Here is a 23,354-nt window from a genome sequence, read left to right as displayed (position 1 = left end):
CGGCCGTCCTCACACGGACTGCGGTTCGCGCAGCACCACCACGTCCCCGTCGAGGGTCGTGATCACGAACTCCCCGCCCGGGCCGACGCCGGTGCCGACCGGCAGTCCGGTGGCGGGATCGAGGGGTTCCTCCTCCATCGTCGCTCCGTCCGCGAGATCGAGCACCGCCGCTGCGAGACCCCGATCGCCGTCGACGACCACATAGGCCCGGCCGTCGGCGGTCACCGCCGGCGCACCGTACGGAGTCACGTCCGCCCGCTCCCACTCGACTTCGACGCTGTCGCCGCCGTCGCGCAGGGCCGTCAGCGGGGCGCTGCCGTCGGCCGACGCGAGGAGCAGCAGTCCGTCCTCGGTGACGGCGGGACCGAGCGCCGTGGGACGGCCGGTCTCGTGGGTCCATCGCGCTTCGCCTGTCTCGGCGTCGAGCGCCCACAGGGCACCCTCCCCGTCGTGGACGTAGACGGTCGAACCGTCAGCAGACAGAACCGGACTCGTCACCGCACCTCCGGGGAGGTCGGGTACCGACCACTCCTCGATGACCACGGCGTCGTCACCGGCCGTGTAGCGCAGCGCCACGAGCGCCGACCTGTCCGAACCCGGACGCCACACGGTGACGAAGACACGGTCGGTGGCGGTGTCGACGGCCGGGGTGGTGGCGACCGGGCAGTCCTCCGAGCCCCCGAAGCAGGCGGGGAGGCCGTGATCACTCGCGAGTCGCGGCAGGTTCTGCCCGTCCTCGAGGGTCGGCACCGGCACCAGATCGAACAGCGGTGCCTCGAGTTGTCCCGTCTGCGGGTCGACGACGTTGACCTGACCGAAATGCGTGACCACCAACAGGCTTCCGTCGGAGGTGAACTGTGCGCTGCGGGGGCTGCCGCTCACGGGAATGCGCCAGCGACGCTGGCCGTGCTCGTTGAACGACAGCAGTCCGCCGTCCTCACCGACGTAGATGTTCGCGACGCCGTCGGAGACGGGGGTGATCGTCGTGACGGCCGGGGCGAGACGCGTGCACCAGCGCTTGCGGCCCGTGTCCATCTGGAAGGAGAACAGATTGCATCCGGCCTCCGTCGCGGCCGCCACCGAGACCTGGCCGTTGGCCGCGATCCCGGCGGGGGAGCCGACCGGGCCGCCCAGCGGACGCGTCCAGCCGGGCGCGAGGTCGTCGACGCTCTCGGCGGTCGCGGTGTTGCTGTTGCGGGCATCGGAGTGCCGTCCCGGCCAGCCACCGCTCGACAACACGTCGTCGGTGCCGGCCCCACCGCCGCACGCGCTCAGCGCGAAGACCACCGTCAGCGCCGGGACCGCGGTCCGCAGGACACCCCGCATCACTCAACTCCTCCACAGGCGAACGATTCGACGTGTCAGCGTATCGGGCCGGGGGTCGTGAGCCGCGAACGAGGCGGACCGTAGGCTGCCCCTATGACGAGCATGTGGGGTGCACCTCTGACGGCGAGGTGGCGCGGGTCCCGTCGGAGGGATCCCGAACAGGTACGATTCCTGACGCTGTCCTCTCTGAAATGGGTGCTGGACAACAAGGCGTACACGCCCTGGTACCTGGTCCGGTACTACCGCCTGGCGAAGTTCCGGCTGGCCAATCCGCACGTGGTGCTGCGCGGCATGGTCTTCCTGGGCAAGAACGTCGAGATCCACGCGACGCCCGAACTGTCGCGCCTCGAGATCGGCCGCTGGGTCCACATCGGCGACGGCAACGCCATCCGCTGCCACGAGGGTTCGCTCCGGATCGGCGACAAGGTCGTCTTCGGCAAGGACAACGTCGTCAACACCTATCTCGACATCGAGATCGGCGCGTCGACGCTGGTCGCAGACTGGTGCTACATCTGCGACTTCGACCACCGCACCGAGGACATCACCTACCCGATCAAGGACCAGGGCATCGTCAAGAGCCCCGTCCGGATCGGTCCGGACACCTGGATCGCCGCGAAGGTCACCGTGCTCCGCGGCACCCGGGTCGGCCGCGGTTCGGTGCTCGGAGCGCACGCGGTCGTCAAGGGAGACATCCCCGATTTCAGTATCGCGGTGGGTTCGCCCGCCAAGGTCGTGAAGAACCGTAAGGTGGCGTGGGAGAGCGCCGCTGCCGAGCGTGCCGCCCGGGAAGCGGCGCTCGCAGATATCGCACGGAAGAAGTCGGTAGACACGCCCGCGGGCGTCCCCCAGTAGCGACGCGGGCCGGGACACTGTCGGGGGACAGCAGATGGACTACTCGGAGTATCGGAGTCACGACGCGACTGGCCTGGCCGAACTCGTCGCGACGGGGCAGGTATCGGCGAGCGAGTTGCTCGAGACCGCGATCGCGCGGCTCGACACGGTCGAACCGACACTGAACACCGTCGTCCGCAGGCTCGACGACAAGGCCCGGGTCCTGGCACGCGAACCGCTCGACGGTCCGTTCGCCGGGGTGCCGTTCCTGCTCAAGGATCTGGGGCAGGATCTGGCCGGTGAGCCGACCTCGTGCGGGTCCCGTGTCCTCGCGGACCTGCCGATGGACGAGAACTCGGTGATCGTCGACCGGTGGCTCGGAGCCGGCCTGGTCCCGTTCGCCAAGACCAACACCCCCGAGTTCGGGGCGAAGGGCATCACCGAGCCCGAGGCGTTCGGGGCCACCCGAAACCCGTGGGATCCGTCGGTGACGCCGGGCGGGTCATCGGGTGGTTCCGCCGCGGCGGTCGCGGCCGGCGTCGTTCCCGCGGCGGGAGCGAGCGACGGCGGCGGCTCCATCCGCATTCCCGCCGCCTGCTGCGGGCTCCTCGGGCTCAAGCCCGGACGCGGACTCGTGCCCACCGGTATGCGCGGCGGGGAACCGCTGCACGGCGCGGCTACCAACGGGGTGATCTGCCGGACGGTGCGCGACGCCGCTGCCTTCCTCGACGTCATGGCGGGCCCGTACGCGGGTGGGCCGTATCTCGTCGAGCGTGCCCGGTCGTACGCGGAGGCCGCGCGCTCGGCGCCGAAGCGGTTGCGGATCGGATACGAGACCGCGTCACCGATCGGGACGCCGGTCGATCCGGAGGCGAAGGCCGCGGTGGACGCTGCCGTCGCGGTGCTCGAGGAACTCGGCCATCACGTCGAACCCGCCTCGACGGGTATCGACGAACGGCGTCTCGCAGAGGACTTCCTCATCATGTGGTTCGCCACGGCTGCCGCGGAGGTCGCCGAGGCCTGCCGCCTCACCGGAGCACGACCCGAGGACTTCGAGTTCGACACCCGCATCATCGCCGCCGTGGGCAAGGCGACCTCGGCGTCGGACTACATTGCGGCCCATGCCCGCTGGGCCGAGTACGCGAGCGGTCTCGCGCAGTTCCACGAACGCTACGATCTGCTGCTCACGCCGACACTCGCCTTCCCGCCGTCGCGCATCGGCGAACTCGACACGCCCCGCTGGATGCGGCGTGCCGGCGAGGCGCTCCTGCGTACCCGCACCGCGTGGATCGCGACCCGGGCCGGTTTCATCGACCGGGTGGTGGACGACAATCTGGGGCGCACCCCCTACACGCAGCTGGCCAATATCACCGGGCGCCCGGCGATCTCGGTGCCGTTGCACTGGACGGTGTCCGGTCTGCCGCTCGGGGTGCAGTTCGTCGGCCCACTCGGTGGGGAGAGTGTGCTCCTCGCCCTCGCAGGCGAACTCGAACAGGCCCGGCCGTGGTTCGATCGGCAGTCGCCGCTCGCTCCGGCCGAGTTGTCCGCTACCTCGTGAGTCGAAGGTCGACTCAGGGTCGGCCCAGTGGCTTCCGGTAGACGACCGTTTCACATAGGACCGCAAGAGCCGGAACGAGTTCCGGATGGCGCGTATCGAGCGGCGCGGGCTCCTCCGGCACGTACCCGAGCCGGGTGTAGAGCCGGTCGAGGAACACCTTGGACTCGTGTGAGGTGTCGCGCGGACGGATCACCTCGAGTTGCATTGCCTCGAAACCTCGCTCGGCGAACTCCGTCTCGACGGTGTCGATCAGGACGCGGCCGACGCCTGTGCCGCGGACCTTCGGGTCGGAGGCGAGCATCCCGAACTCGGCCGTCGTCGCGTCGACCGGGGTCACGCGGATACAGCCGACCACCCGGCCGTGCGAGCGGGCGATGCGAATGCTGCCCTCCCGCGCATATCGGGTGATCTCGTCCGTGTCGGTCCGTGTGGTGCCCGGTACCCACATGCCGTCCTCGGCCACCGCGTAGACCGCGTTGAGCAGTGCGGTGACGGCGACGATATCGGATTCGTGCGGTGCCAGGCGCTCGATTTGGAGCGTGTGCTGCTCGTTCATCCGCGGTCCGGGAGGGGACGTTGGGGGACAGTGGGGCGTGCGAGCGGGTGACGCACCCGCCGCTTCGCCGACGAGTAGACCTGCGCGGTTTCTTCGGCGACGCGGCGCCAGTCGAAGTCGTCGGTCAGTCGTGCCCGGGCCGCCCGCGCGCGCACTCGGGCGGCCTCGGGATCGTCGAGGGTTTCCCGGACGGCCGAGACGAGTCCGGCCACGTCGCCGGGCCGGAACGACAGTCCGGTCACGCCGTCGACCACGGCTTCGCCCAGGCCGCCGGCGGTGGACGCGATGAGCGGGGTACCCGCTGCGGCGGCCTCGAGGGCGATGATGCCGAACGGCTCGTAGCGGCTCGGCAGCACGATCGCGTCGGCGCCGTGCAGCCAGCCGAGCAGTTCGGTGTGGTCGAGGTTGCCGAGGAAACTCACCGAGCGTGCGACGCGGTGTACGCGTGCCTGCTCGCGCAGCCACTCGAACTGGGTGCCCTCACCGGCGACCACGAGGGTCGTGCCGGGATGCGAGCGGCGGATGCGGGGGAGCGCGGCGATCGCGTCCTGCACACCCTTCTCGTATTCGAGGCGGCCGACGTACAGCAGTCGTGCCGGCCCGGGACGCGGTTCGCGGTCGCGGTACGACCAGGTGGTGATGTCGATGCCGTTGCGGATCACGGAGATCTCCGGCAGGTCCGGACCGTACAACTCGGTGACCTCGTCGTGCATCGACGCCGAACACGTGATGAGACGGTCGGATTCGTTGGCGAGCCACCACTCGACGGAATGCACCTGGCGGTTGATCCGGCCCGACAGCCAACCGCTGTGGCGACCGGCCTCGGTCGCGTGCAGGGTCGACACGAGCGGCACGTCGAAGTACTCGGCCAGCGCGATCGCGGGGTGGGCGACGAGCCAGTCGTGGGCGTGGACGACGTCCGGATACCAACCTTCGCCGATGCCGCCGCGGGTCAGCCCGATCCCGGCGCGGACCATCGCGTGGCCCATCGCCAGCGTCCAGGCGATCATGTCCTCGCCGAAGTCGAAGTGGGGTGCGTCCTCCGCGACCGCCACCACGAGCACGCCGTCGGCGATGTGGCTGATCGTGGGGTGGGTCGACGCATCGGTGCCGGTCGGGCGACGTGACAGCACCACCACCTCGTTGCCCGCCGCGGCGAGTTCGGTGGCGAGATGATGGACGTGTCTGCCCAGGCCGCCAACGACGACGGGTGGGTACTCCCATGAGACGAGCAGAATCTTCATCGCGGGCCTCCGTGGCGTCCGGGCAGTCGTCGGGCGTCGAGTCCTGGGAAGAGATTGTCGGCGCGGTTCCATCCGTCGGCCAGACGCCGTGCCGTCTCGGTGCGTCCGGAGTCGACCGCCTCGGCGATCTCACGCAGGGCGTGGGCGTGTTTGTGCGCGCGGTCGCGGGCATAGGCGGCGGCGGTGTCCTTGCTGACCATGAACGCCCAGTCGCTGGAGACCGTCAGCAGCGCTTCGCGCACCATCTGGTCGTGCACGCGGTTGCGGAGCGCGACCGACGACATGCTCTGCTCGCGGGACTTGTCGATGCTGTCGAGGGTCGTGCGCACCACCTCGTCGTTGAGACGCACGAGATCGGCGACCTGGTCGCCGGCCCAGACCCGCCAGTCCTTGCCCGAACCCCACGACGAATTCTCGAGATCGACGGAGGCGCCGACGTATCCGCGGTCGCGGGCATCGGCGAGGGTTCCCACCTCGATGCCGGCCTCGGGAAGCGCGCGGAGCAGTCGTTCGAGGAAGATCGGACCTTCGAACCACCAGTGGCCGAACAGTTCCGTGTCGAAGGCCGCGACGACGAGTGCGTCCCGGCCGATGCGGCCGGATTCGCTGCGCAATCGCTGCCGGACGGTCTCGACGAAGTCGGCGACGTGCCGGTCGACGGCGTGCGACGCGAGTTCGGGATCGTAGGGCGCCTTCTCGTGCGAGGGCACCGTGCGGCCCGTGACGCGGGACGGTTTGAGTCCGGTGTCGTGGCAGTAGGTGTGGAAGTCGCGGTAGGCGGAGTGGCCGGGATAGCCGGACTTCGGCGACCACACCCGGTACGAGACCTGCAGGTCGCGGCCGAAACACACGACGTCCGAGTCGCGGACCGTGCGGCCGAGCGAGGTGTCGCCGCGCAGCGCAGGACCGTCGACCATGAAGTGCTCGACTCCCGCTGCGGCGTAATCGTTCTCCATGCCCGGCGTGTAACCGCATTCCGGGCCCCAGATGCCGCGGGGGCGATGGTTCCAGCGGGCGTGCGCGTCGGCGAGACCTTCGGACAACGAGAAGGTGCGCAGTCGCGGGTCGAGGAGGGGCTGGAACGGATGGGCGAGAGGCCCACCGAGCAGTTCGATCGCGTCGGCGTCGATCAGCTGCCGCACGACGGGGGATCCGCCGTGGCGCCATTGGGTTTCGAAGTCCTCCAGTGCCGCGGTGGCGGCGCGGTGCTCGCGGGCGCCGAGTGCGCGGTAGGACTCCTCCCGCATGCCGGCCGCCTCGTGCGCGCGCAGTTGCCAGTTGCCGAGCCAGTGGTGCATCCCGGCGAGGCAGTGCGGGTCGTCGAGTTGCGCGGCCAGTACCGGGGTGATGCCGAGTGTGAGCATCCGGGTTCGGCCTTCGGCGGCGAGCCGCCGCAGCACGTCGGTGACGGGCAGATAGGTCGCTGCCCACGACTGGTAGAGCCATTCCTCGCCGACGGGCCACCGGCCGTGGTGGGCGAGCCACGGGAGGTGGGAGTGGAGGACGAGCGCGAACATCCCGGGTTCGCGGGACGATGCGGCACTCACGGAGCGGTGTCCTTCGCTGCGGGGTCCTTCACGGCGATCGCGACCAGATCGAGGCTCGCATCGATGTTCTCGGGGACGATGGCGAAGTCGTCGGTGGAGACCATCGCGACGTCGGCGGTGAGATCGTCCGGCCACGGCTGCCCGGCGAGGGCGCGCTCGATCTGGGCGTCGATGAACGATCCGCCGTGCTTGGCATCGAGTGCGCGCAGCGTGGGGCCGTGGTGCACGCCGGTCATGAGTTCGACGCGGAAGCCGGCGTCCTCGAGCAGTTCGGTCAGTTCGGCGGCGTTCAGCTCACGGGTGTGGAAGGGGTTGAGCGGGGTGTCGCGGCCGGGGGAGAAGGTGATCCGGTTGGGAGTACTGATGAGCAATTCGCCGCCGGGGGTGAGAACGCGGTGACATTCGCGTAGGAACTGTGTCTGATCCCACAAATGCTCGATCACCTGGAAGTTCACGACCGTATCGACCGATTCGTCCTCGAGGGGAAGTTCGGCGAGGTTTCCGTGCCGGATGTCCACGCGGGGGTAGCGCGCGCGGATGTGTGCGACGGCGCTCTCGTCGTAGTCGAGGCCGATCACGCGCGTCGCCACATCGGCGATCATGTCGGCCCCGTAGCCTTCGCCGGCGCCGGCCTCGAGCACGGCCCGGTTCACGCAACGGGGGAGAAAGTTCTGGTAGACGACCTCGTGACGTCGGAACCAATAGTTCTCCTCGGCGATGCCGGGGACCGTCCGTTCGCCGGTGAGGGGGAGGGCGTGCGCGTCATCGGCGCGGGCGGGGGTGTCGCTCACCGCCACGACATTAGACCTCTCCCCGGAGGGGTGGTCTCCGGTGTTCCAGATCACAGGTTTCGTCGTCCTTCCGTACGGCTATGGTGAACCGGGAATCCCGTCAAGTTACTGACTGGTAACTTAGCGGCTGATAATCTATCGCACACGCCGTGCGAAAGACACGAGTGCTCGGTTCAGGCAGCGCCTTGCCGACCAAAGGCAGCTACACACAGGAGGTCGACGCAGACCCATGACGAACATCGTCGTTTTGATCAAGCAGGTCCCCGACACGTGGTCCGAGCGCAAGCTCAGCGACGGCGACTACACGCTCGACCGTGAGGCCGCCGACGCCGTGCTCGACGAGATCAACGAGCGCGCCGTCGAGGAAGCTCTGCTCATCAAGGAGCGCGACGGCGGTGAGGTCACCGTTCTGACCGCCGGCCCGGACCGCGCCACCGACGCCATCCGCAAGGCGCTGTCCATGGGCGCCGACAAGGCGATCCACCTCAACGATCCCGCCATGCACGGCTCCGACTCGATCCAGACCGCGTACGCGATCGCCGCTGCGCTCGGCCAGATCGAGGGTGTCGAGCTGGTCATCGCCGGTAACGAGGCCACCGACGGTCGCGTGGGCGCCGTGCCCGCGATCATCGCCGAGTACCTGGGCCTGCCTCACCTGACGCACCTGCGCAAGCTCACGATCGCGGACGGCAAGGCCGCCGGCGAGCGCGAGACCGACGAGGGCGTCTTCGGCATCGAGGCTCCGCTCCCCGCCATCGTCTCGGTCACCGAGAAGATCAACGAGCCCCGCTTCCCCTCCTTCAAGGGCATCATGGCCGCGAAGAAGAAGGAAGTTCAGACCCTCACCCTCGCCGACATCGGTCTCGATCCCGAGATCTTCGGTGTTGCGAACGCTGCGTCCACCGTCACCGGTGTGACTCCGAAGCCCCCGCGCACCGCGGGTGAGCGCGTCACCGACGAGGGCGACGGCGGCAGCAAGATCGCTCAGTACCTGGTCGGCCAGAAGATCATCTGATCGCGCCCCGCGACAACATCTGACATATCTAGGAGAGAAGTAGTAATGGCAGAAGTACTCGTGCTCGTCGAGCATGCCGAGGGCGCGCTCAAGAAGGTCAGCACCGAACTCATCACCGCCGCGCGTGTGCTCGGCGAGCCCTCCGCCGTCGTCGCAGGTGCCCCCGGCACCGCCGACGCGCTGCAGGACGCCCTCGCCGCCGCCGGTGCGGTCAAGGTCTACGCCGCCGAGTCCGAAGACGTCGACAACTACCTGGTGACCCCGAAGGTCGACGTCCTCGCGTCGCTCGTCGAGTCCACCAGCCCCGCCGCCGTCATCACCGCCGCGTCCGTCGAAGGCAAGGAGGTGTCGGGCCGCCTCGCCGCCCGCATCGGCTCCGGTCTGCTCGTCGATGTCGTCGACGTCAAGGCCGACGGCTCCGCCGTGCACTCGATCTTCGGTGGCGCGTTCACCGTCGACGCCAAGGCCAACGGTGAGGTCCCCGTGATCTCCATCCGCCCGGGCGCCATCGAGGCCAAGCCCGAGGCTGCCGCCGCCGAGCGTGTGGCCGTCGAGGTTCCGGCCCAGGAAGAGAACGCCGTGAAGATCGTCTCGCGCGATCCGATCGTCGGCGGCGACCGTCCGGAGCTGACCGAGGCGTCGATCGTCGTCTCCGGTGGCCGCGGTGTCGGTTCGGCCGACAAGTTCTCCGTCGTCGAGGAGCTCGCCGACTCGCTCGGTGCCGCCGTCGGTGCTTCCCGCGCCGCCGTCGACTCGGGCTACTACCCGGGCCAGTTCCAGGTCGGTCAGACCGGTAAGACGGTCTCCCCGCAGCTGTACGTCGCGCTCGGCATCTCCGGCGCCATCCAGCACCGCGCCGGCATGCAGACGTCGAAGACCATCGTCGCCGTCAACAAGGACGAAGAGGCCCCGATTTTCGAGATCGCGGACTACGGCGTCGTCGGCGACCTGTTCAACGTCGCTCCGCAGCTGACCGAGGAGGTCAAGAAGCACAAGGGCTGATCCGCTCCGGCAGATCGATCCCTGCGCGGCCCCGCTCCTTCGAAAGGAGCGGGGCCGCGTGCGTTCTGCGGGAGTGTTCATCGGCGATGCATCGCCGCGACACCCCGTCGCCGCCGGCGCGCCTCCCACGGTCGTTACACCTTGGGGCATGACCACATCGCCGGTGCTGTACCGCCCGAGTGGGTTCACCGCTCCCGTCCTGTCCGGCCCCCGCTACTCCCTCGTCGTGTCGACGGAAGCGTCGGATCGCCTGGCTGCGCAACGCCTTCGGTACCGGGTTTTCTCCGGTGAACCCGGCTTCCGGATCCCCGATGCGGGGGGCGGATCCGACGCCGACCGGTTCGACGAGTTCTGCGACCACGTGCTGGTGCGCGATCGGGTCACCGACGACGTCGTCGGCTGTTACCGGATGCTGCCGCCCGAAGCCGCCCGCGAGGCCGGTGGGTACTACACCGCCACCGAATTCGATCTCTCCGCACTCGACCCACACGGGCGCGGCCTGGTGGAGATGGGCAGGGCCTGCGTCGATCCAGCCCACCGTTCCGGATCGGTCCTCACCCTGATGTGGGCCGGCATCCTGCACTATCTCGAGGCGACCGGACACAACGAGGTCGTCGGATGCGTCTCGGTGCCCATGCGCACGACGCCCGACGAACCCGAGGCGTCGAACGTTCGGGCCGTGCGCGACCTGCTGCTCGAACGACACGCCGTCGAACCCGCAGCGCGGGTCCGACCGCTGAATCCCGTGATGGTCGAAGGCCACCCGCTCGACGAGATCGCTCCGTTGCCGCGTCCCGTGGTCCCGCCGCTCCTGCGCGGATACCTGCGGCTCGGTGCCCGGATCTGTGGTGAACCGGCCCACGATCCGGACTTCGGGGTCGCCGACTTCGTCGCGATACTAGCCGTGGACCGGGCGGACACCCGCTATCTCGCCCGCCTGCGCGCGGCCGCCGAGCGTGCCGAGCGGGGGTCGCGGTGACTCGGGTCGGTACGACACGGGTGCACGCGTGGATGCCGTCGAGTCCGTGCGGGATCCGGTGCCTGCCGGACGGGACGGATCGTGTGGGTCTGCCGACGGTGTGGTTGCGCATCGCGACGGTCGCGGTCGTGCTGACGGTGGTGCCGCTCCTGCTGGCAGGACGGATGATTCCCGCGGCGCGTCGGGAGAGCACGGTGCGGCGCAGTGCGCGCCTGTTGTTGTGGTGCGTAGGCATCCGTCCGACGATCGACGATCGGCGTGACCGACGGGCGCGCGCAGGGGGCGTGCTCGTCGTTGCACCGCACATCTCGTGGACGGATGTCCTCGTCCTCACCGCAGTCGCTCCCGCGGAGTTCGTCGCACGAGCGGACCTGCTCGACTGGGGCCTGCTGGGCGCGCTCGCACGCCGGATGCGTGTCATCCCCATCGAACGGGAACGACTGCGACTGCTGCCCGCCGTGATCGAGCGAGTACGCACCCGCTTGCTGGAGGGCGGGTGCGTCGCCGTCTTCCCCGAGGGCACGACGCGATGCGGACGGTCCCACGGCGGTTTCCGCCCCGCCCTGCTGCAGGCGGCCGTGGACGCGCAGTGCCCCGTCCAGCCCGTCGGCCTGCGATACGGCGAGCGCGGGGGAGACCTCACCGCCGCGCCGGCCTTCGTCGGTGACGAGACGATCGGTTCCTCGATCCGGCGGATGATCCGGAACCGCGGTGTCGTCGTCGAAGTCGTGCTCGCTCCGCTCGAACATCCGGGTCGGGACCGGCACGATCTCGCAGCCCGATGCGCCCGCGCGGTCCGTGCCGAGCGCCCGGTCGAGGCCGTGACATTCCTGCCGGTCGGCGGCTCACCGGCCGGTGGAACGGCACGGACGGTGGACGCCGCCTGACGGGCGACCCCCCTGAGCGCGGCGGGCACCTGCGCCGACCCGCTATCCTGGATCGGTCATGACCTCGCCCGCCGCCGGTCCCTCCGGTACCTCCACGACCGTCTACCTCGATCACGCCGCGACGTCGCCGATGCTTCCTGCGGCCGTCGAGGCGATGACGTCGGTCCTCGCCACCGTCGGAAACGCGTCCTCCCTGCACGGATCGGGGCGCGCAGCGCGCCGGCGCGTCGAGGAGTCGCGGGAGTCGATTGCGGCCGCCCTCGGCGCCCGGCCCTCCGAGGTGATCTTCGTCTCCGGTGGCACCGAGGGCGACAATCTGGCCGTCAAGGGCATCTATTGGGGTCGCCGCGCCCAGGACCCCCGGCGTCGCCGGATCCTCGCGAGCGCGGTCGAACACCACGCCGTGCTCGACGCCGTCGAATGGCTCGTCGAGCACGAGGATGCCCAGGTGACGTGGCTGCCGGTGGACGGCTCCGGCCGCGTCGATCCCACCACGCTCCGCGAGGAACTCTCGCGCCACGCCGACGAGGTCGCCCTCGTGTCCGTGATGTGGGCGAACAACGAGGTCGGCACCGTCATGCCGATCACCGAACTCGCTGCGGTCGCCGCCGAGTTCGACGTCCCGATGCACAGCGACGCCGTGCAGGCGGTCGCGCATCTCCCAGTCGATTTCACCGCGAGCGGACTGTCGGCACTGACCCTGGCCGCTCACAAGTTCGGTGGTCCGCAGGGAGTGGGAGCGCTGCTGCTCGGCAGGCAGGTACCGTGCGTGCCGCTCGCCCACGGTGGGGGCCACGAACGCGACGTGCGGTCCGGGACGCAGGACACCGCGTCCATCGTGGCGATGGCCGCGGCGTTGCGCGAGGTCACCTCGGATCTGCCCGGCCGCACCGCCGAACTCGCGCACCTGCGCGATCTTCTTGTCGCGGGTGTCGAGGCGGCGATCCCCGACGCGATCCTCAACGGTCCTCGCGAGGTCGGACGACTGCCCAACAACGCGCACTTCACGTTCCCCGGATGCGAAGGCGACTCGCTGCTGATGTTGCTCGACGCGGCCGGTATCGAATGCTCGACCGGTTCGGCGTGCACCGCCGGGGTCGCGCGCGCGAGTCACGTACTCGTCGCGATGGGGGCGGACCCGATCACGGCACGCGGTTCGCTCCGATTCTCGTTGGGGCACACCACAACCCGCAGTGACGTCGACAAACTGATCGAAACTCTCCCTTCCGTGGTGGACAGGGCTCGCGCCGCCGGACTGGCGAGCGCCGGTGGACGAGGAGGTGACCGGAGATGAGGATTCTTGCGGCAATGAGCGGCGGTGTGGACTCGGCGGTCGCCGCCGCCCGCATGGTCGAGGCCGGACACGACGTCGTGGGAGTGCATCTCGCGTTGTCGGCCGCGCCGGGCACACTGCGCACCGGCTCGCGCGGATGCTGCTCGAAGGAGGACGCCGGCGATGCTCGCCGCGCCGCCGACGTGCTCGGAATTCCCTTCTACGTCTGGGATTTCGCAGACCGCTTCAAGGAGGACGTGATCGACGACTTCGTCGCGTCCTATGCCGCCGGTGAGACCCCGAACCCGTGCCTGCGTTGCAACGAGAAGATCAAGTTCTCGGCGCTGGCCGACCGTGCCGTCGCGCTCGGCTTCGACGCCGTCGCCACCGGTCACTACGCGCAGTTGAACGACGGGGTGCTGCGCCGCGCCGTCGACGCCGACAAGGACCAGTCGTACGTACTCGCCGTGCTCACGGCGCAGCAGTTGTCGCGCGCGGTGTTCCCCGTCGGCGACACCCCCAAGAGCCGGATCCGCGAGGAGGCCGCCGAGCGCGGACTCGCTGTGGCGAACAAGCCCGACAGCCACGACATCTGCTTCATCCCGTCGGGCGACACCCGCGCCTTCCTCGGTGCCCGCATCGGTGTGCGTCCCGGCGCCGTCGTGGACGACCGTTCGGGTGAGGTGCTCGCGCAGCACGAGGGCGTGCACGGTTTCACCATCGGCCAGCGCAAGGGACTCGGTATCGCCGGGCCCGGACCGGACGGACGCCCCCGCTACGTCACCGCGATCGAACCGGAGAGCGGCACCGTCCGGGTCGGCAGCGCCGAACAGCTGAAGGTCGAGTCGATCCGGGCCGAACGCGCCGTGTGGACCTCCGGCACCGCTCCTGTCGGACCGATCGAGTGCGTCGTCCAGGTCCGCGCTCACGGTGGCCTGGCCCCGGCCGTCGCCGAAGCGGTGGGTCCGGGCATCGAGATCTCGCTGCGCGAACCGCTCACCGGTGTCGCCGCCGGTCAGGCCGCCGTGCTGTACCGGTCCGACGCTGCGGGCGACATCGTCCTCGGCAGCGGAACCATCGCGGCAGGGGACCGGTGACGGCACCTGCCACCGGCCGCGAGGTGTGGTCCGGTCTCGCGACAGGCATCGGTTCGTGGCCCGGGACGGACCCGCGCGAGGCCGCGGCGGTCGTCGTCGGCGAACTCACGGATCTGCCCCACCTCGTCGAACTGCCGGCACGCGGCCTCGGTGCCGACATGATCGGGCGGGTCAGCGCCCTGCTCGTCGACATGTACCTCGACACCTCGACCACTGGTTACCGCCTCGTGTCGCGACGCGGCGGTGTGGCCGCCCGGGCGCGCGACCTGCTCGCCCAGGACCTCGATGCGCTCGAGGAGGCCTGGGAACGCGCCGGGCTGGATGCCGGCCGCCCCGTGAAGGTGCAGGCTGCCGGGCCGCTCACCCTCGCCGCCCACGTCGAACTCGCCACGGGACGCCGGGTGCTCACCGACCGCGGCGCCGTTCGCGACCTGGCCGAATCGCTCGCGGAGGGCCTGGCCCGACACGCCGCCGAGATCACCCGCCGGCTCGGGGTTCAGGTGGTCGCGCAACTCGACGAACCGTCGCTGCCGGATGTGCTCGCCGGAACGCTGAAGGGCCGGACCGTCCTCGAGACCGTCCCTGCCGTGCCGGACCCGGAAGCGCTGGACGTGCTCGACACGACGATTCGGGGCACTGGGCTCTCCGTCGCGGTGCACTGCTGCGCGGGCACCTTCCCGGCCGACTTCCTGCGGCGCAGCGCTGCCGACGCTGTGGCCTTCGACGTCGGAGGCGTGCGACGCTCCGACCTCGACGGACTCGGGGAACTGTTCGACTCGGGCACGGTCCCGATACTCGGACTCGTGCCCGCCACCGCACCGGCCTCGACGGGCTGGCGCGAGTACGCGGCACCGGCCGTCGAGCTGATCGACCGGCTCGGGTTCCCCAGGAAGGTGCTGCAATCGGTGGCGGTGAGCCCGGTCTGCGGGCTGGCCTCGGCCTCCACGGAGGGGGCACGGGCCGCTCTGCGTTCGTTGCGCGACGTCGCGTCGGCCTTCGCTGAGGAAGCCGACACGCTCTGAGTATTCCGGTCGGTCCCCTCGACTAGGCTTGCAGGCTGTGAGTGAACCGACGGACGCACCCATCACCGCTCCTCCGGAGGCGCGTGAGCGCTGGCAGGATCTCGCCGAACAGGTGCGCGAGCATCAGTTCCGTTATTACGTGCGCGACGCCCCCATCATCTCCGACGGTCAGTTCGACGCGCTCCTCGGCGAACTGCAGGCACTCGAGGATCAGTACACCGAACTCCGCACGCCGGATTCGCCCACCCAGCTGGTCGGCGGCGGCTTCGCCACCGAATTCGGTGCCGTCGAGCATCTCGAACGGATGCTCAGCCTCGACAACGTCTTCGACGAGGACGAACTGCGCGCGTGGCTCTCGCGCGCCGAGGTCGAGACCGGCACTCACCCCGATTATCTGTGCGAGGTGAAGATCGACGGCGTGGCGCTCAGCCTCGTCTACGAGAACGGCAAACTCGTCCGCGCGGCCACCCGCGGCGACGGACGCACCGGGGAGGACGTCACCCTCAACGCCCGCACGATCGACGACGTTCCCGAAAAGCTCACCGGCACCGCCGAATACCCGATCCCGACGTTGCTCGAAGTGCGCGGCGAGGTGTTCTTCCGGCTCGAGGACTTCCAGACCCTCAACGCCGGGCTGGTGGCCGAAGGCAAGCCGCCCTTCGCGAATCCCCGCAATTCCGCCGCCGGTTCCCTGCGGCAGAAGAACCCGGCCGTCACCGCGCGCCGGCGTCTGCGCATGTACTGCCACGGCTACGGCCGCATGGAGGGCTTCGAACCCCGCTCGCAATCCGACGCCTACGCGGCCTTCGCGGCCTGGGGCCTGCCCGTCTCACCGCACACTGTTCGCGTGCAGGGCGCCGAGGCGGTCGTCGAGCGGATGCGCTACTGGGGCGAACACCGCCACGACATCGAACATGAGATCGACGGCCTGGTGGTCAAGATCGACGACATGGGGCTGCACCGACGCCTCGGTGCCACGTCCCGCGCCCCACGGTGGGCGATCGCCTACAAGTACCCGCCGGAGGAGGTCACCACCAAGCTCCTCGACATCCGCGTCAGTGTCGGGCGCACCGGACGCGTGACCCCCTTCGCCTACATGGAGCCGGTCACCGTCGCCGGGTCCACCGTCTCGCTGGCGACGCTGCACAACGCGTCCGAGGTGGAGCGCAAAGGCGTGCTCATCGGCGACACCGTGGTCATCCGCAAGGCCGGCGACGTGATCCCGGAGGTCCTCGGCCCGGTCGTCGACCTGCGCGACGGTTCCGAGTACGCCTTCGAGATGCCCACGCAGTGCCCCGAATGCGGAACCACCCTTGCCCCGGCGAAGGAGGGCGACGTCGACCTGCGCTGCCCCAACTCGCGGTCGTGCCCGGCGCAATTGCGCGAGCGGGTCTTCCACGTCTCGGGCAGGGGAGCGTTCGACATCGAAGCCCTCGGCTACGAGGCGGCCACGGCGCTGCTCGAGGGGAAGATCATCGCCGACGAGGGCGACCTGTTCTCGCTCACGAAGGAAGACCTCGAACGCATCGCGTTTTTCCGCACCACCAAGGGCGTGCTGTCGAAGAACGGCGAACGTCTGCTGCAGAACCTCGACAAGGCGAAGGAACAGCCGCTCTGGCGCGTGCTGGTCGCCCTGTCCATCCGGCACGTCGGACCGACCGCTGCGCGTGCGCTGGCCACCGAGTTCGGCAGCCTCGACCGGATCCGGGCCGCGTCCGTCGACGAGCTCGCGGCCGTCGAGGGCGTCGGACCGACGATCGCCGCGGCGGTGACCGACTGGTTCACCGTCGATTGGCACGTCGCGATCGTCGACAAGTGGGCGGCAGCGGGTGTGCGGATGGCCGACGAACGCGACGAATCGATCCCGCGAACCCTCGAAGGACTGTCGATCGTGGTTACGGGCACGCTCGCGGGATTCTCCCGCGACCAGGCCAAGGAGGCCGTCCTCGCGCGCGGAGGCAAGGCCGCCGGATCGGTGTCGAAGAAGACGGCTTTCGTCGTCATCGGCGACAACCCGGGTTCGAAGGCCGACAAGGCCGCCGATCTCGGAGTACCCGTGCTCGACGAGGACGGTTTCCGGATCCTGCTCGACGAGGGGCCCGACGCCGCTCGCGCCTATCTCGAAGGGCGCGAAGGGGAGAACTGAGACGCTCTCCGCCGGCAGGTGCCCTGCCGGCGAATTCTCAGGAGGCCGTTGCGGATTCCGGTTCCTCGGCGCTGCGCCTCCCGAGGAATACCGCCGCGGCGAGCAGGAAGCAGATCGCCCCGACGAACGTGCCGGCGTTGGCAAGGCTCGGGTCGAGGGTGTTTCCGTCGTCGAGGACGAACGAACCGACGGCGGAGACCCCGAAAGCGATCGACCCGAGCATGTTCAGCCACCCGCTGATCCAGTCCTTCGAGCGCGGCGCCCAATGCGAGCCCGCTCGCCAGAGGACTGCACACGCGATCGCGCTCGACACCAGAAAGCACAGGGAACCTTCGAGATTGGGGTTCCACACCAGGTGCTCCTCACCCTTGACGGTGTGGGCGTGCAGTGCGGCTCCCGTGCTGACGTTGAACAACAGCGTACCGATGAACTGGATCAGCGACGCGAGCCAGTCGGCGCGGATCGCCGGGCTGCCCTTGTCCGTGACGGTGGCCGGCCCACTGAGCATCAATTGGACGAATGCTGCACCCGTGAAGAACCAGGAACCCACGAAGAACGAAGTATTTGCACCGGCGGTGCCGAGAAGCGTCGCAATTCCGGGCGCCGAACCCAATGCGAACAGGGCGGCGCCGATGACGAATCCCCAGGACTGCATGCGCAATGTCGGGTGAATCAGCATTGGCGCAGTGTAAGTCGAAGATCGGAAATTTTTGTGTTTTCAAAAGAAACTATCCGATCGAATAGGTGCAGCTCAGAACGAACTTTCGAAAAGGGTGAACGGTTGGGGTGAATTGGTTCGGGATCCTTTCGGTTGGTCGGAAGTCGTGTTCGATGCGCGTTAGCGTCCCAGCCATGACGGAAACCGGTAAGTCCACTCAGCGCCTTCTTTTTCGTAATGTGCGAGTTTTCGACGGAGTTTCCGGAGAGCTCGTCACCGGCGACGTACTGATCGACGGAGACCGCATCGTCGCCGTATCCGAATCGCCGATCGGCGACGAACCCGGCCGCGAGACCGACGTGATCGACGGCGGCGGGCGTGTCCTCATGCCCGGCATGTCCGACGCGCACGTCCACCTCGTCGGTAACGCGAACTCCTACATCGACATGGTGATGGGCAGTGAAGCGCACATCGCGCTCAACGGCCTCGCCGAGGCCCGCAACATGCTGCTGCGCGGCTTCACCGCCGTCCGCGACATGGCCGGCGACACCGGCAGCATCAAATCGGTGATCGACCGGGGATTGTTCGACGGTCCCCGCATCTACCCGTCCCAGGCCGCGATCTCGCAGACGTCCGGGCACGGCGACTTCGGCTTCGTCTACGAATGCCCCACAGCCCTCGGTGGGGATCAGGCCCGCGCCGAACAGATCGGCTTCATGCGGGTCGCCGATGGTGAGGACCGGGTCCTCGCAGCCGTGCGCGAGCAACTCAAGAAAGGTGCATCGCAGATCAAGCTGATGGTCGGCGGCGGAGCGGCGTCCATGTACGACCCGCTGTACACCGTCCAGTTCATCGACAGAGAACTGCGTGCCGCCGTCCAGGCCGCATCCGACTACGGCACGTACGTGGCCACCCACGTCTACAACGTCACCGGGATCCGCCGCGCGGTCGCGGCCGGGGTGAAGTCGATCGAGCACGGCCACCTCGCCGACGAGGAGACCGTCGCACTGCTCGCGGAGAAGGAGGTGTGGTTGTCGATGCAGCCCTTCGCGCTCGGCGACCACCACTATCCCGACCCGGATCGCGCGGAGAAGGACAAGCAGATCTGCACCGGCACCGACCACGTCTACGAGTGGGCGCAGAAGCACGGCGTGAAGACGGCCTGGGGAACCGACCTGCTGCTCGAGCCGCAGATCGCGCCGCGCCAGAGCGAGATGGCCGCGCGGCTCGGCGACCACTACAGCAACCTCGACGCGCTGCGGATGCTCACCTCCGGAAACGCCGAACTGTTCCGGCTCGCAGGCGAACGCGATCCCTACCGTCAGGCCCGATGGGGTGTGATCGACAAGGGCGCCTGGGCGGACGTGCTCCTCGTCGACGGCAACCCGCTCGAGGATCTGAGTCTGATCGCCGATCCAGCAAAGAACCTGTCGGTCATTGTGAAGAACGGCCACGTCGTCAAGAACAGCCTGTGACCGTGGCAGCGCATCGGACACGGCACCACACCCCACTCGCTCGGCGCAAGGACAGTCGGTGACTCACTACGGGCAGCACAGCGACGCAGAGGCCTGGGACGAGTTGTCGGACGAGCAGCTCGAGGATCCCTTCGTCGTGGACGGAAACTACGGCGGAACGCCGGTGGGCACAGCCGAACCGGATGATGTCGGGACTCCGCCGTACGGCGCTCCGGTCGTGCAGCGGGCAACCGCCCGGCAGACGCCGGGCACACTCGTGTCGGCGCGCGGGATCGAACTCCACGGACCCTGGGGCCATGTCTTCGGCCCCCTCGACCTGGACCTCGACGCCGGGGGAGTGACGGTTCTGGCCGCGCAGGCCGGTGCTGCGCGTACCGCGTTGCTCATGGCTCTGTGCGGTCGCATGCGACTGACCCGGGGATCGCTGACGGTTCTCGGCGAGGACAGACCGCAGAAGATCATCGCGCGGTCGGCGATTGCGTGCATGAACGAGCTCGACGAGGTACGCCCGTCGGTCACCGTGCGCGATCTCGTCACCGAGCAGAAGCGGTGGGATTCCCCGTGGTACAAGTTCGTTCCGCGGGTCCGTGAGGACGGTATCGCCGAGATGTGCGAGGAGATCTTCGGCGACGTACCGCTGCCACCGCTCGAGGCGTTCGTCGACGACCTTCCCGAACTCCAGCAACTGCTCCTGCGGATCTCGGTGGCGAACACCCGGCGTCCACCACTGCTGGTGGTGGGCCGGATCGATCGGATCGCCGACGACGTCGAACGTGCCACCCTGCTCGGCCGGCTCGTCGCGCTCGGTGAGAACCAGGCGGTGATCATCGGCGACGTGAACCCCGTCGACCCCGATAGCGGGGTACGGGCCGTGGTTGACATGCACGATCTGCTCGGACCCGGTGACATCGGCGTCCTGACGAAGAGGAAGTGACGAGTGCTCGCAGGCGTCTCTCTCGGTAGCGACTCGAAGCGATACTTCCGCGGCACGATGCCGCGCATCGCGATCGCGACGATCATTCTCATGCCGTTGCTGTACGGGGCCATGTACCTGTGGGCCTTCTGGAATCCATTCGGTGCGGTGAACAAGATTCCCGCGGCGATCGTCAACAACGACACCGGTCGTTCGTCGACGGGGGAACAGGTCGACGCCGGCGATCAGGTCGTGAAGTCCCTCATCGCATCCGGTCAGCTCGATCTGGCGGAGGTGTCGGAAGAGGACGCTGTCGCGGGTCTGGCCGACGGAAAGTACTACTACACCATCACGATTCCGGAGAGTTTCACCGAAGCCGCTGAGATCATGCGTCTGCAGGCAGGTGCCGAACAACTCGAGTATCAACTCGGCAACCCGAACAGTCCGCTACAGGGAGCCCTGGCGACGTTGTCGAACGGGGGACTGGCGGCGGACGTGAACCGACTCCGCAGCGGTGTCGACGAACTGAGCTCCGGTGCCGCCACGCTGAACTCCGGTCTCGTCCAACTCACCGACGGCAGTGTCCAGTTGGCCGACGGAGCAGGAGAGCTGTCCTCGGGCATGGTCGAGTTGCAGTCGGGTTCGCAGGAACTCGCGCAGGCCCTGAGCCAGGGTGCCACCCAGGTGCCGAACTGGACGGACGAACAACGCACCGCCACCGCCGAGACGTTGTCGACTCCGGTTGCTCTGCAACAGAACTACACGAACGAGGCACCCACCTTCGGTACCGGTTTCGCCCCGTTCTTCCTGTCGCTCGCCCTGTTCGTCGGCGGCATCATCACCTGGATGCTGCTCACCCCGTTGCAGTCGCGGCCCACCGTCGCGGGACTCGGTGCCTACCGCACGGTCCTCGCGTCGTACTGGCCGGCTCTGCTGGTAGGCATCCTGCAGGTGGTCGTGATGTACACGGTCGTCCATTTCGGCGTCGGACTGGACGTGAAGCACGTCGTGGGGACGATCCTGTTCCTGATGTTGATCTCCGCAACGTATCTGGCCATGATCCAAGCGTTCAATGCGATCTTCGGCGTCGCCGTCGGTCGGGTGGTGACCTTGGCCTTCCTGATGCTGCAACTGGTTTCGGCCGGCGGTATCTACCCCGTGCCGACCACGGCGAAGCCGTTCCAGTACATCCACCCGTTCGACCCGATGACCTACACCGTCAACGGTCTGCGGCAGCTCACCGTCGCCGAGAACATCGATTCGCGATTGTGGATCGCAATCGCTGTCCTGGCCGGAATCCTGCTCGTATCGTTGACGCTGAGTGCCCTGTCGGTTCGGCGCAACCGCCGCTACACGATGGAGAGGCTGTACCCGCCGATCGAGGTGTGAGAGCCGCCCCGTATGTCCTGAAGTCACCGGATCGACGAGTGTTCGATGCGGGAAATGGAGGAAACCATGTCAGAGTCCAATGCTCCAGCCGAGACACTCGCACCTGCCTTCACCGGCAGACTCGGTACCGACCCGATTCCTGCTCTGCGACTTCCCAAGTCGGAGACCGATCCGGAGGCGACGTACCAGTTCATACACGACGAGTTGATGCTCGACGGCAGCTCGCGGCTCAACCTGGCGACCTTCGTCACCACGTGGATGGATCCGCAGGCGGGTCGTCTCATGGCCGAGACGTTCGACAAGAACATGATCGACAAGGACGAGTATCCGGCCACGGCGGAGATCGAGACCCGCTGCGTCAACATGGTCGCGGCCCTGTTCCACGCCGAGAACCTCGATCCGGCCGATCCGTCGTCGGCCACCGGCGTCTCGACGATCGGTTCGTCCGAGGCCGTCATGCTCGGCGGTCTCGCGCTCAAGTGGCGCTGGCGTGAGGCCCGTAGGGCCGCCGGCAAGGACGCGTCGAAGCCGAACCTGGTGCTCGGCAGCAACGTGCAGGTGGTGTGGGAGAAGTTCTGCCGCTACTTCGACGTCGAGCCGAAGTACCTGCCGATGGAGCCCGGCCGTTACGTCATCACCCCCGAGCAGGTCCGTGAAGCGGTCGACGAGAACACCATCGGCGTCGTCGCGATCCTCGGCACCACCTTCACCGGTGAACTCGAGCCGGTGGCGGAGATCGCCGCCGCGCTCGACGAGCTCGCGGCCTCCGGCGGTCCCGACGTCCCGTTGCACGTCGACGCCGCCTCCGGTGGCTTCGTGGTGCCCTTCCTCCATCCGGACCTCGAATGGGACTTCCGTGTGCCGCGGGTCGTGTCCATCAACGTCAGTGGTCACAAATACGGCATGACCTATCCGGGTATCGGTTTCGTCGTCTGGCGCTCGAAGGAACATCTGCCCGAGGACCTGGTCTTCCGGGTCAACTACCTCGGTGGCGACATGCCGACGTTCACGCTCAACTTCTCGCGTCCTGGTAACCAGGTCATCGGCCAGTACTACAACTTCATCCGGCTCGGTGTCGCCGGGTACACGCAGATCATGGAGACCCTGCGCGACACCGCGCTCATGCTGTCGAAGCAGATCTCCGAGATCGAGAACATGGCGATCATCACGGACGGCTCCGCCATCCCGGTCATCTCCTTCGAGGTGACGGGCGACCCCGGCTTCACGGTGTTCGACATCTCCCACGAATTGCGGGCCCGCGGATTCCAGGTTCCGGCCTACACGATGCCGGCCGACGCGGAGGACGTCGCGGTCCTGCGAATCGTGCTTCGCGAGGGCTTCAGCCGGGACATCGCCCACAAGCTCGGTGAAGACATCGCCGATGTAGTCGGGTATCTCCGCGAGGGTGTCGGTCGCGGCCACACCGACCAGGCATTCGCACACTGAACGAAGTCGCAGCGGGGGAGAAGCTCACCGAGTTTCTCCCCCGCCGACGTGAAATCCGTTCGTGGACCGTGTGAATGGAGGTGCGGAACTACTTCGATGTGATTCCTGGCGCGCGATCGGAATCCCGGCGAAATCCGTCATTTCCCCCGCCGGCTGCTAACCTCGGGCATTCATGCCGATTGAGCGGAAACCCGTGTCA

At 68.3% G+C, this 23,354-nt stretch carries 20 protein-coding genes; 14 read left to right on the top strand and 6 right to left on the bottom strand.

Annotated features, from left to right (window positions below; genetic code table 11):
- Positions 1 to 9 precede the first annotated feature (9 nt).
- Positions 10 to 1,326 (bottom strand): PQQ-binding-like beta-propeller repeat protein, encoded by a 1,317-nt coding sequence (locus tag QR64_RS15145; protein ID WP_033097729.1) that lies wholly within the window; start codon positions 1,324 to 1,326, stop codon positions 10 to 12.
- Between the two features lie 93 nt (positions 1,327 to 1,419).
- Here QR64_RS15145 and QR64_RS15140 point away from each other — a divergent pair, with 93 nt between their 5' ends.
- Positions 1,420 to 2,178 carry an acyltransferase gene (locus QR64_RS15140; protein ID WP_033097730.1) on the top strand — a complete coding sequence of 253 codons (759 nt, stop codon included), beginning with the start codon at positions 1,420 to 1,422 and terminating at the stop codon, positions 2,176 to 2,178.
- A gap of 34 nt (positions 2,179 to 2,212) precedes the next feature.
- A complete protein-coding gene (locus QR64_RS15135; protein ID WP_039586025.1) occupies positions 2,213 to 3,715 on the top strand; it encodes an amidase in 1,503 nt (500 codons plus the stop codon).
- A gap of 13 nt (positions 3,716 to 3,728) precedes the next feature.
- Here the strand turns inward: QR64_RS15135 and QR64_RS15130 are convergent, their stop codons facing one another.
- Genes QR64_RS15130 through QR64_RS15115 form a run of 4 tightly spaced genes read right to left on the bottom strand, consistent with a single transcriptional unit; the run spans position 3,729 to position 7,859 of the window.
- Complete coding sequence (locus QR64_RS15130; RefSeq protein WP_024101406.1) at positions 3,729 to 4,271, bottom strand: GNAT family N-acetyltransferase; 543 nt, start codon at positions 4,269 to 4,271, stop codon at positions 3,729 to 3,731.
- Positions 4,268 to 5,515 carry a glycosyltransferase family 4 protein gene (locus QR64_RS15125; RefSeq protein ID WP_006554568.1) on the bottom strand — a complete coding sequence of 416 codons (1,248 nt, stop codon included), beginning with the start codon at positions 5,513 to 5,515 and terminating at the stop codon, positions 4,268 to 4,270. Before QR64_RS15125 ends, QR64_RS15130 begins: the two co-directional genes overlap by 4 nt.
- Entirely contained in the window at positions 5,512 to 7,032 is a 1,521-nt protein-coding gene (locus QR64_RS15120) for a glycoside hydrolase family 57 protein (RefSeq protein WP_039586065.1), read from the bottom strand. Before QR64_RS15120 ends, QR64_RS15125 begins: the two co-directional genes overlap by 4 nt.
- A 26-nt stretch (positions 7,033 to 7,058) precedes the next feature.
- Complete coding sequence (locus QR64_RS15115; protein WP_006554566.1) at positions 7,059 to 7,859, bottom strand: class I SAM-dependent methyltransferase; 801 nt, start codon at positions 7,857 to 7,859, stop codon at positions 7,059 to 7,061.
- A gap of 223 nt (positions 7,860 to 8,082) precedes the next feature.
- On the opposite strand from QR64_RS15115, the gene QR64_RS15110 reads away from it, so the two are divergent.
- From QR64_RS15110 to ligA, 8 genes are all read left to right on the top strand, one after another.
- On the top strand, positions 8,083 to 8,868 hold the full coding sequence (locus QR64_RS15110; protein ID WP_006554565.1) for an electron transfer flavoprotein subunit beta/FixA family protein: 786 nt from the start codon (positions 8,083 to 8,085) through the stop codon (positions 8,866 to 8,868).
- 45 nt (positions 8,869 to 8,913) lie between these two features.
- Positions 8,914 to 9,870, top strand: coding sequence for an electron transfer flavoprotein subunit alpha/FixB family protein (locus QR64_RS15105; RefSeq protein ID WP_006554564.1), 957 nt, complete (start codon positions 8,914 to 8,916; stop codon positions 9,868 to 9,870).
- 148 nt (positions 9,871 to 10,018) lie between these two features.
- A complete protein-coding gene (locus QR64_RS15100) occupies positions 10,019 to 10,849 on the top strand; it encodes a GNAT family N-acetyltransferase (RefSeq protein WP_006554562.1) in 831 nt (276 codons plus the stop codon).
- An 83-nt stretch (positions 10,850 to 10,932) separates the two neighbouring features.
- Positions 10,933 to 11,736, top strand: coding sequence for a lysophospholipid acyltransferase family protein (locus QR64_RS15095; protein WP_006554561.1), 804 nt, complete (start codon positions 10,933 to 10,935; stop codon positions 11,734 to 11,736).
- Between the two features lie 58 nt (positions 11,737 to 11,794).
- Complete coding sequence (locus QR64_RS15090) at positions 11,795 to 13,030, top strand: cysteine desulfurase family protein (protein ID WP_039586022.1); 1,236 nt, start codon at positions 11,795 to 11,797, stop codon at positions 13,028 to 13,030.
- Positions 13,027 to 14,106: a tRNA 2-thiouridine(34) synthase MnmA gene (gene mnmA, locus QR64_RS15085; protein ID WP_033097734.1), complete on the top strand. Its 1,080-nt coding sequence runs from the start codon at positions 13,027 to 13,029 to the stop codon at positions 14,104 to 14,106. The genes QR64_RS15090 and mnmA overlap by 4 nt, the downstream gene beginning before the upstream one ends.
- Positions 14,103 to 15,128 (top strand): methionine synthase, encoded by a 1,026-nt coding sequence (locus QR64_RS15080; protein ID WP_039586018.1) that lies wholly within the window; start codon positions 14,103 to 14,105, stop codon positions 15,126 to 15,128. The genes mnmA and QR64_RS15080 overlap by 4 nt, the downstream gene beginning before the upstream one ends.
- A 37-nt stretch (positions 15,129 to 15,165) precedes the next feature.
- Positions 15,166 to 17,274, top strand: coding sequence for an NAD-dependent DNA ligase LigA (ligA, locus tag QR64_RS15075; protein ID WP_039586017.1), 2,109 nt, complete (start codon positions 15,166 to 15,168; stop codon positions 17,272 to 17,274).
- Positions 17,275 to 17,311: 37 nt separating this feature from the next.
- On the opposite strand, the gene QR64_RS15070 is transcribed toward ligA, so the two are convergent.
- On the bottom strand, positions 17,312 to 17,953 hold the full coding sequence (locus tag QR64_RS15070; RefSeq protein ID WP_033097737.1) for a hypothetical protein: 642 nt from the start codon (positions 17,951 to 17,953) through the stop codon (positions 17,312 to 17,314).
- A 218-nt stretch (positions 17,954 to 18,171) separates the two neighbouring features.
- Between QR64_RS15070 and QR64_RS15065 the strand changes: the two genes are divergently transcribed.
- The 4 genes from QR64_RS15065 to QR64_RS15050 are packed head-to-tail and all read left to right on the top strand — an operon-like array spanning position 18,172 to position 23,155.
- Entirely contained in the window at positions 18,172 to 19,407 is a 1,236-nt protein-coding gene (locus tag QR64_RS15065) for an amidohydrolase family protein (RefSeq protein WP_019288400.1), read from the top strand.
- 58 nt (positions 19,408 to 19,465) lie between these two features.
- Entirely contained in the window at positions 19,466 to 20,341 is an 876-nt protein-coding gene (locus tag QR64_RS15060; RefSeq protein ID WP_039586015.1) for a hypothetical protein, read from the top strand.
- A 3-nt stretch (positions 20,342 to 20,344) separates the two neighbouring features.
- Positions 20,345 to 21,709, top strand: coding sequence for a YhgE/Pip domain-containing protein (locus QR64_RS15055; protein ID WP_039586012.1), 1,365 nt, complete (start codon positions 20,345 to 20,347; stop codon positions 21,707 to 21,709).
- Between the two features lie 54 nt (positions 21,710 to 21,763).
- On the top strand, positions 21,764 to 23,155 hold the full coding sequence (locus QR64_RS15050) for a glutamate decarboxylase (protein WP_006554552.1): 1,392 nt from the start codon (positions 21,764 to 21,766) through the stop codon (positions 23,153 to 23,155).
- The last annotated feature ends 199 nt before the right edge of the window (positions 23,156 to 23,354 follow it).

Origin of the sequence: Rhodococcus sp. Chr-9, from assembly GCF_000801125.1 — a bacterium.
GTDB classification, from domain to species: Bacteria; Actinomycetota; Actinomycetes; order Mycobacteriales; family Mycobacteriaceae; genus Rhodococcus; species Rhodococcus pyridinivorans.
The sequence above is the reverse complement of the archived record's forward strand: the minus strand, read 5'-3'. Positions and strand labels throughout refer to the sequence as shown.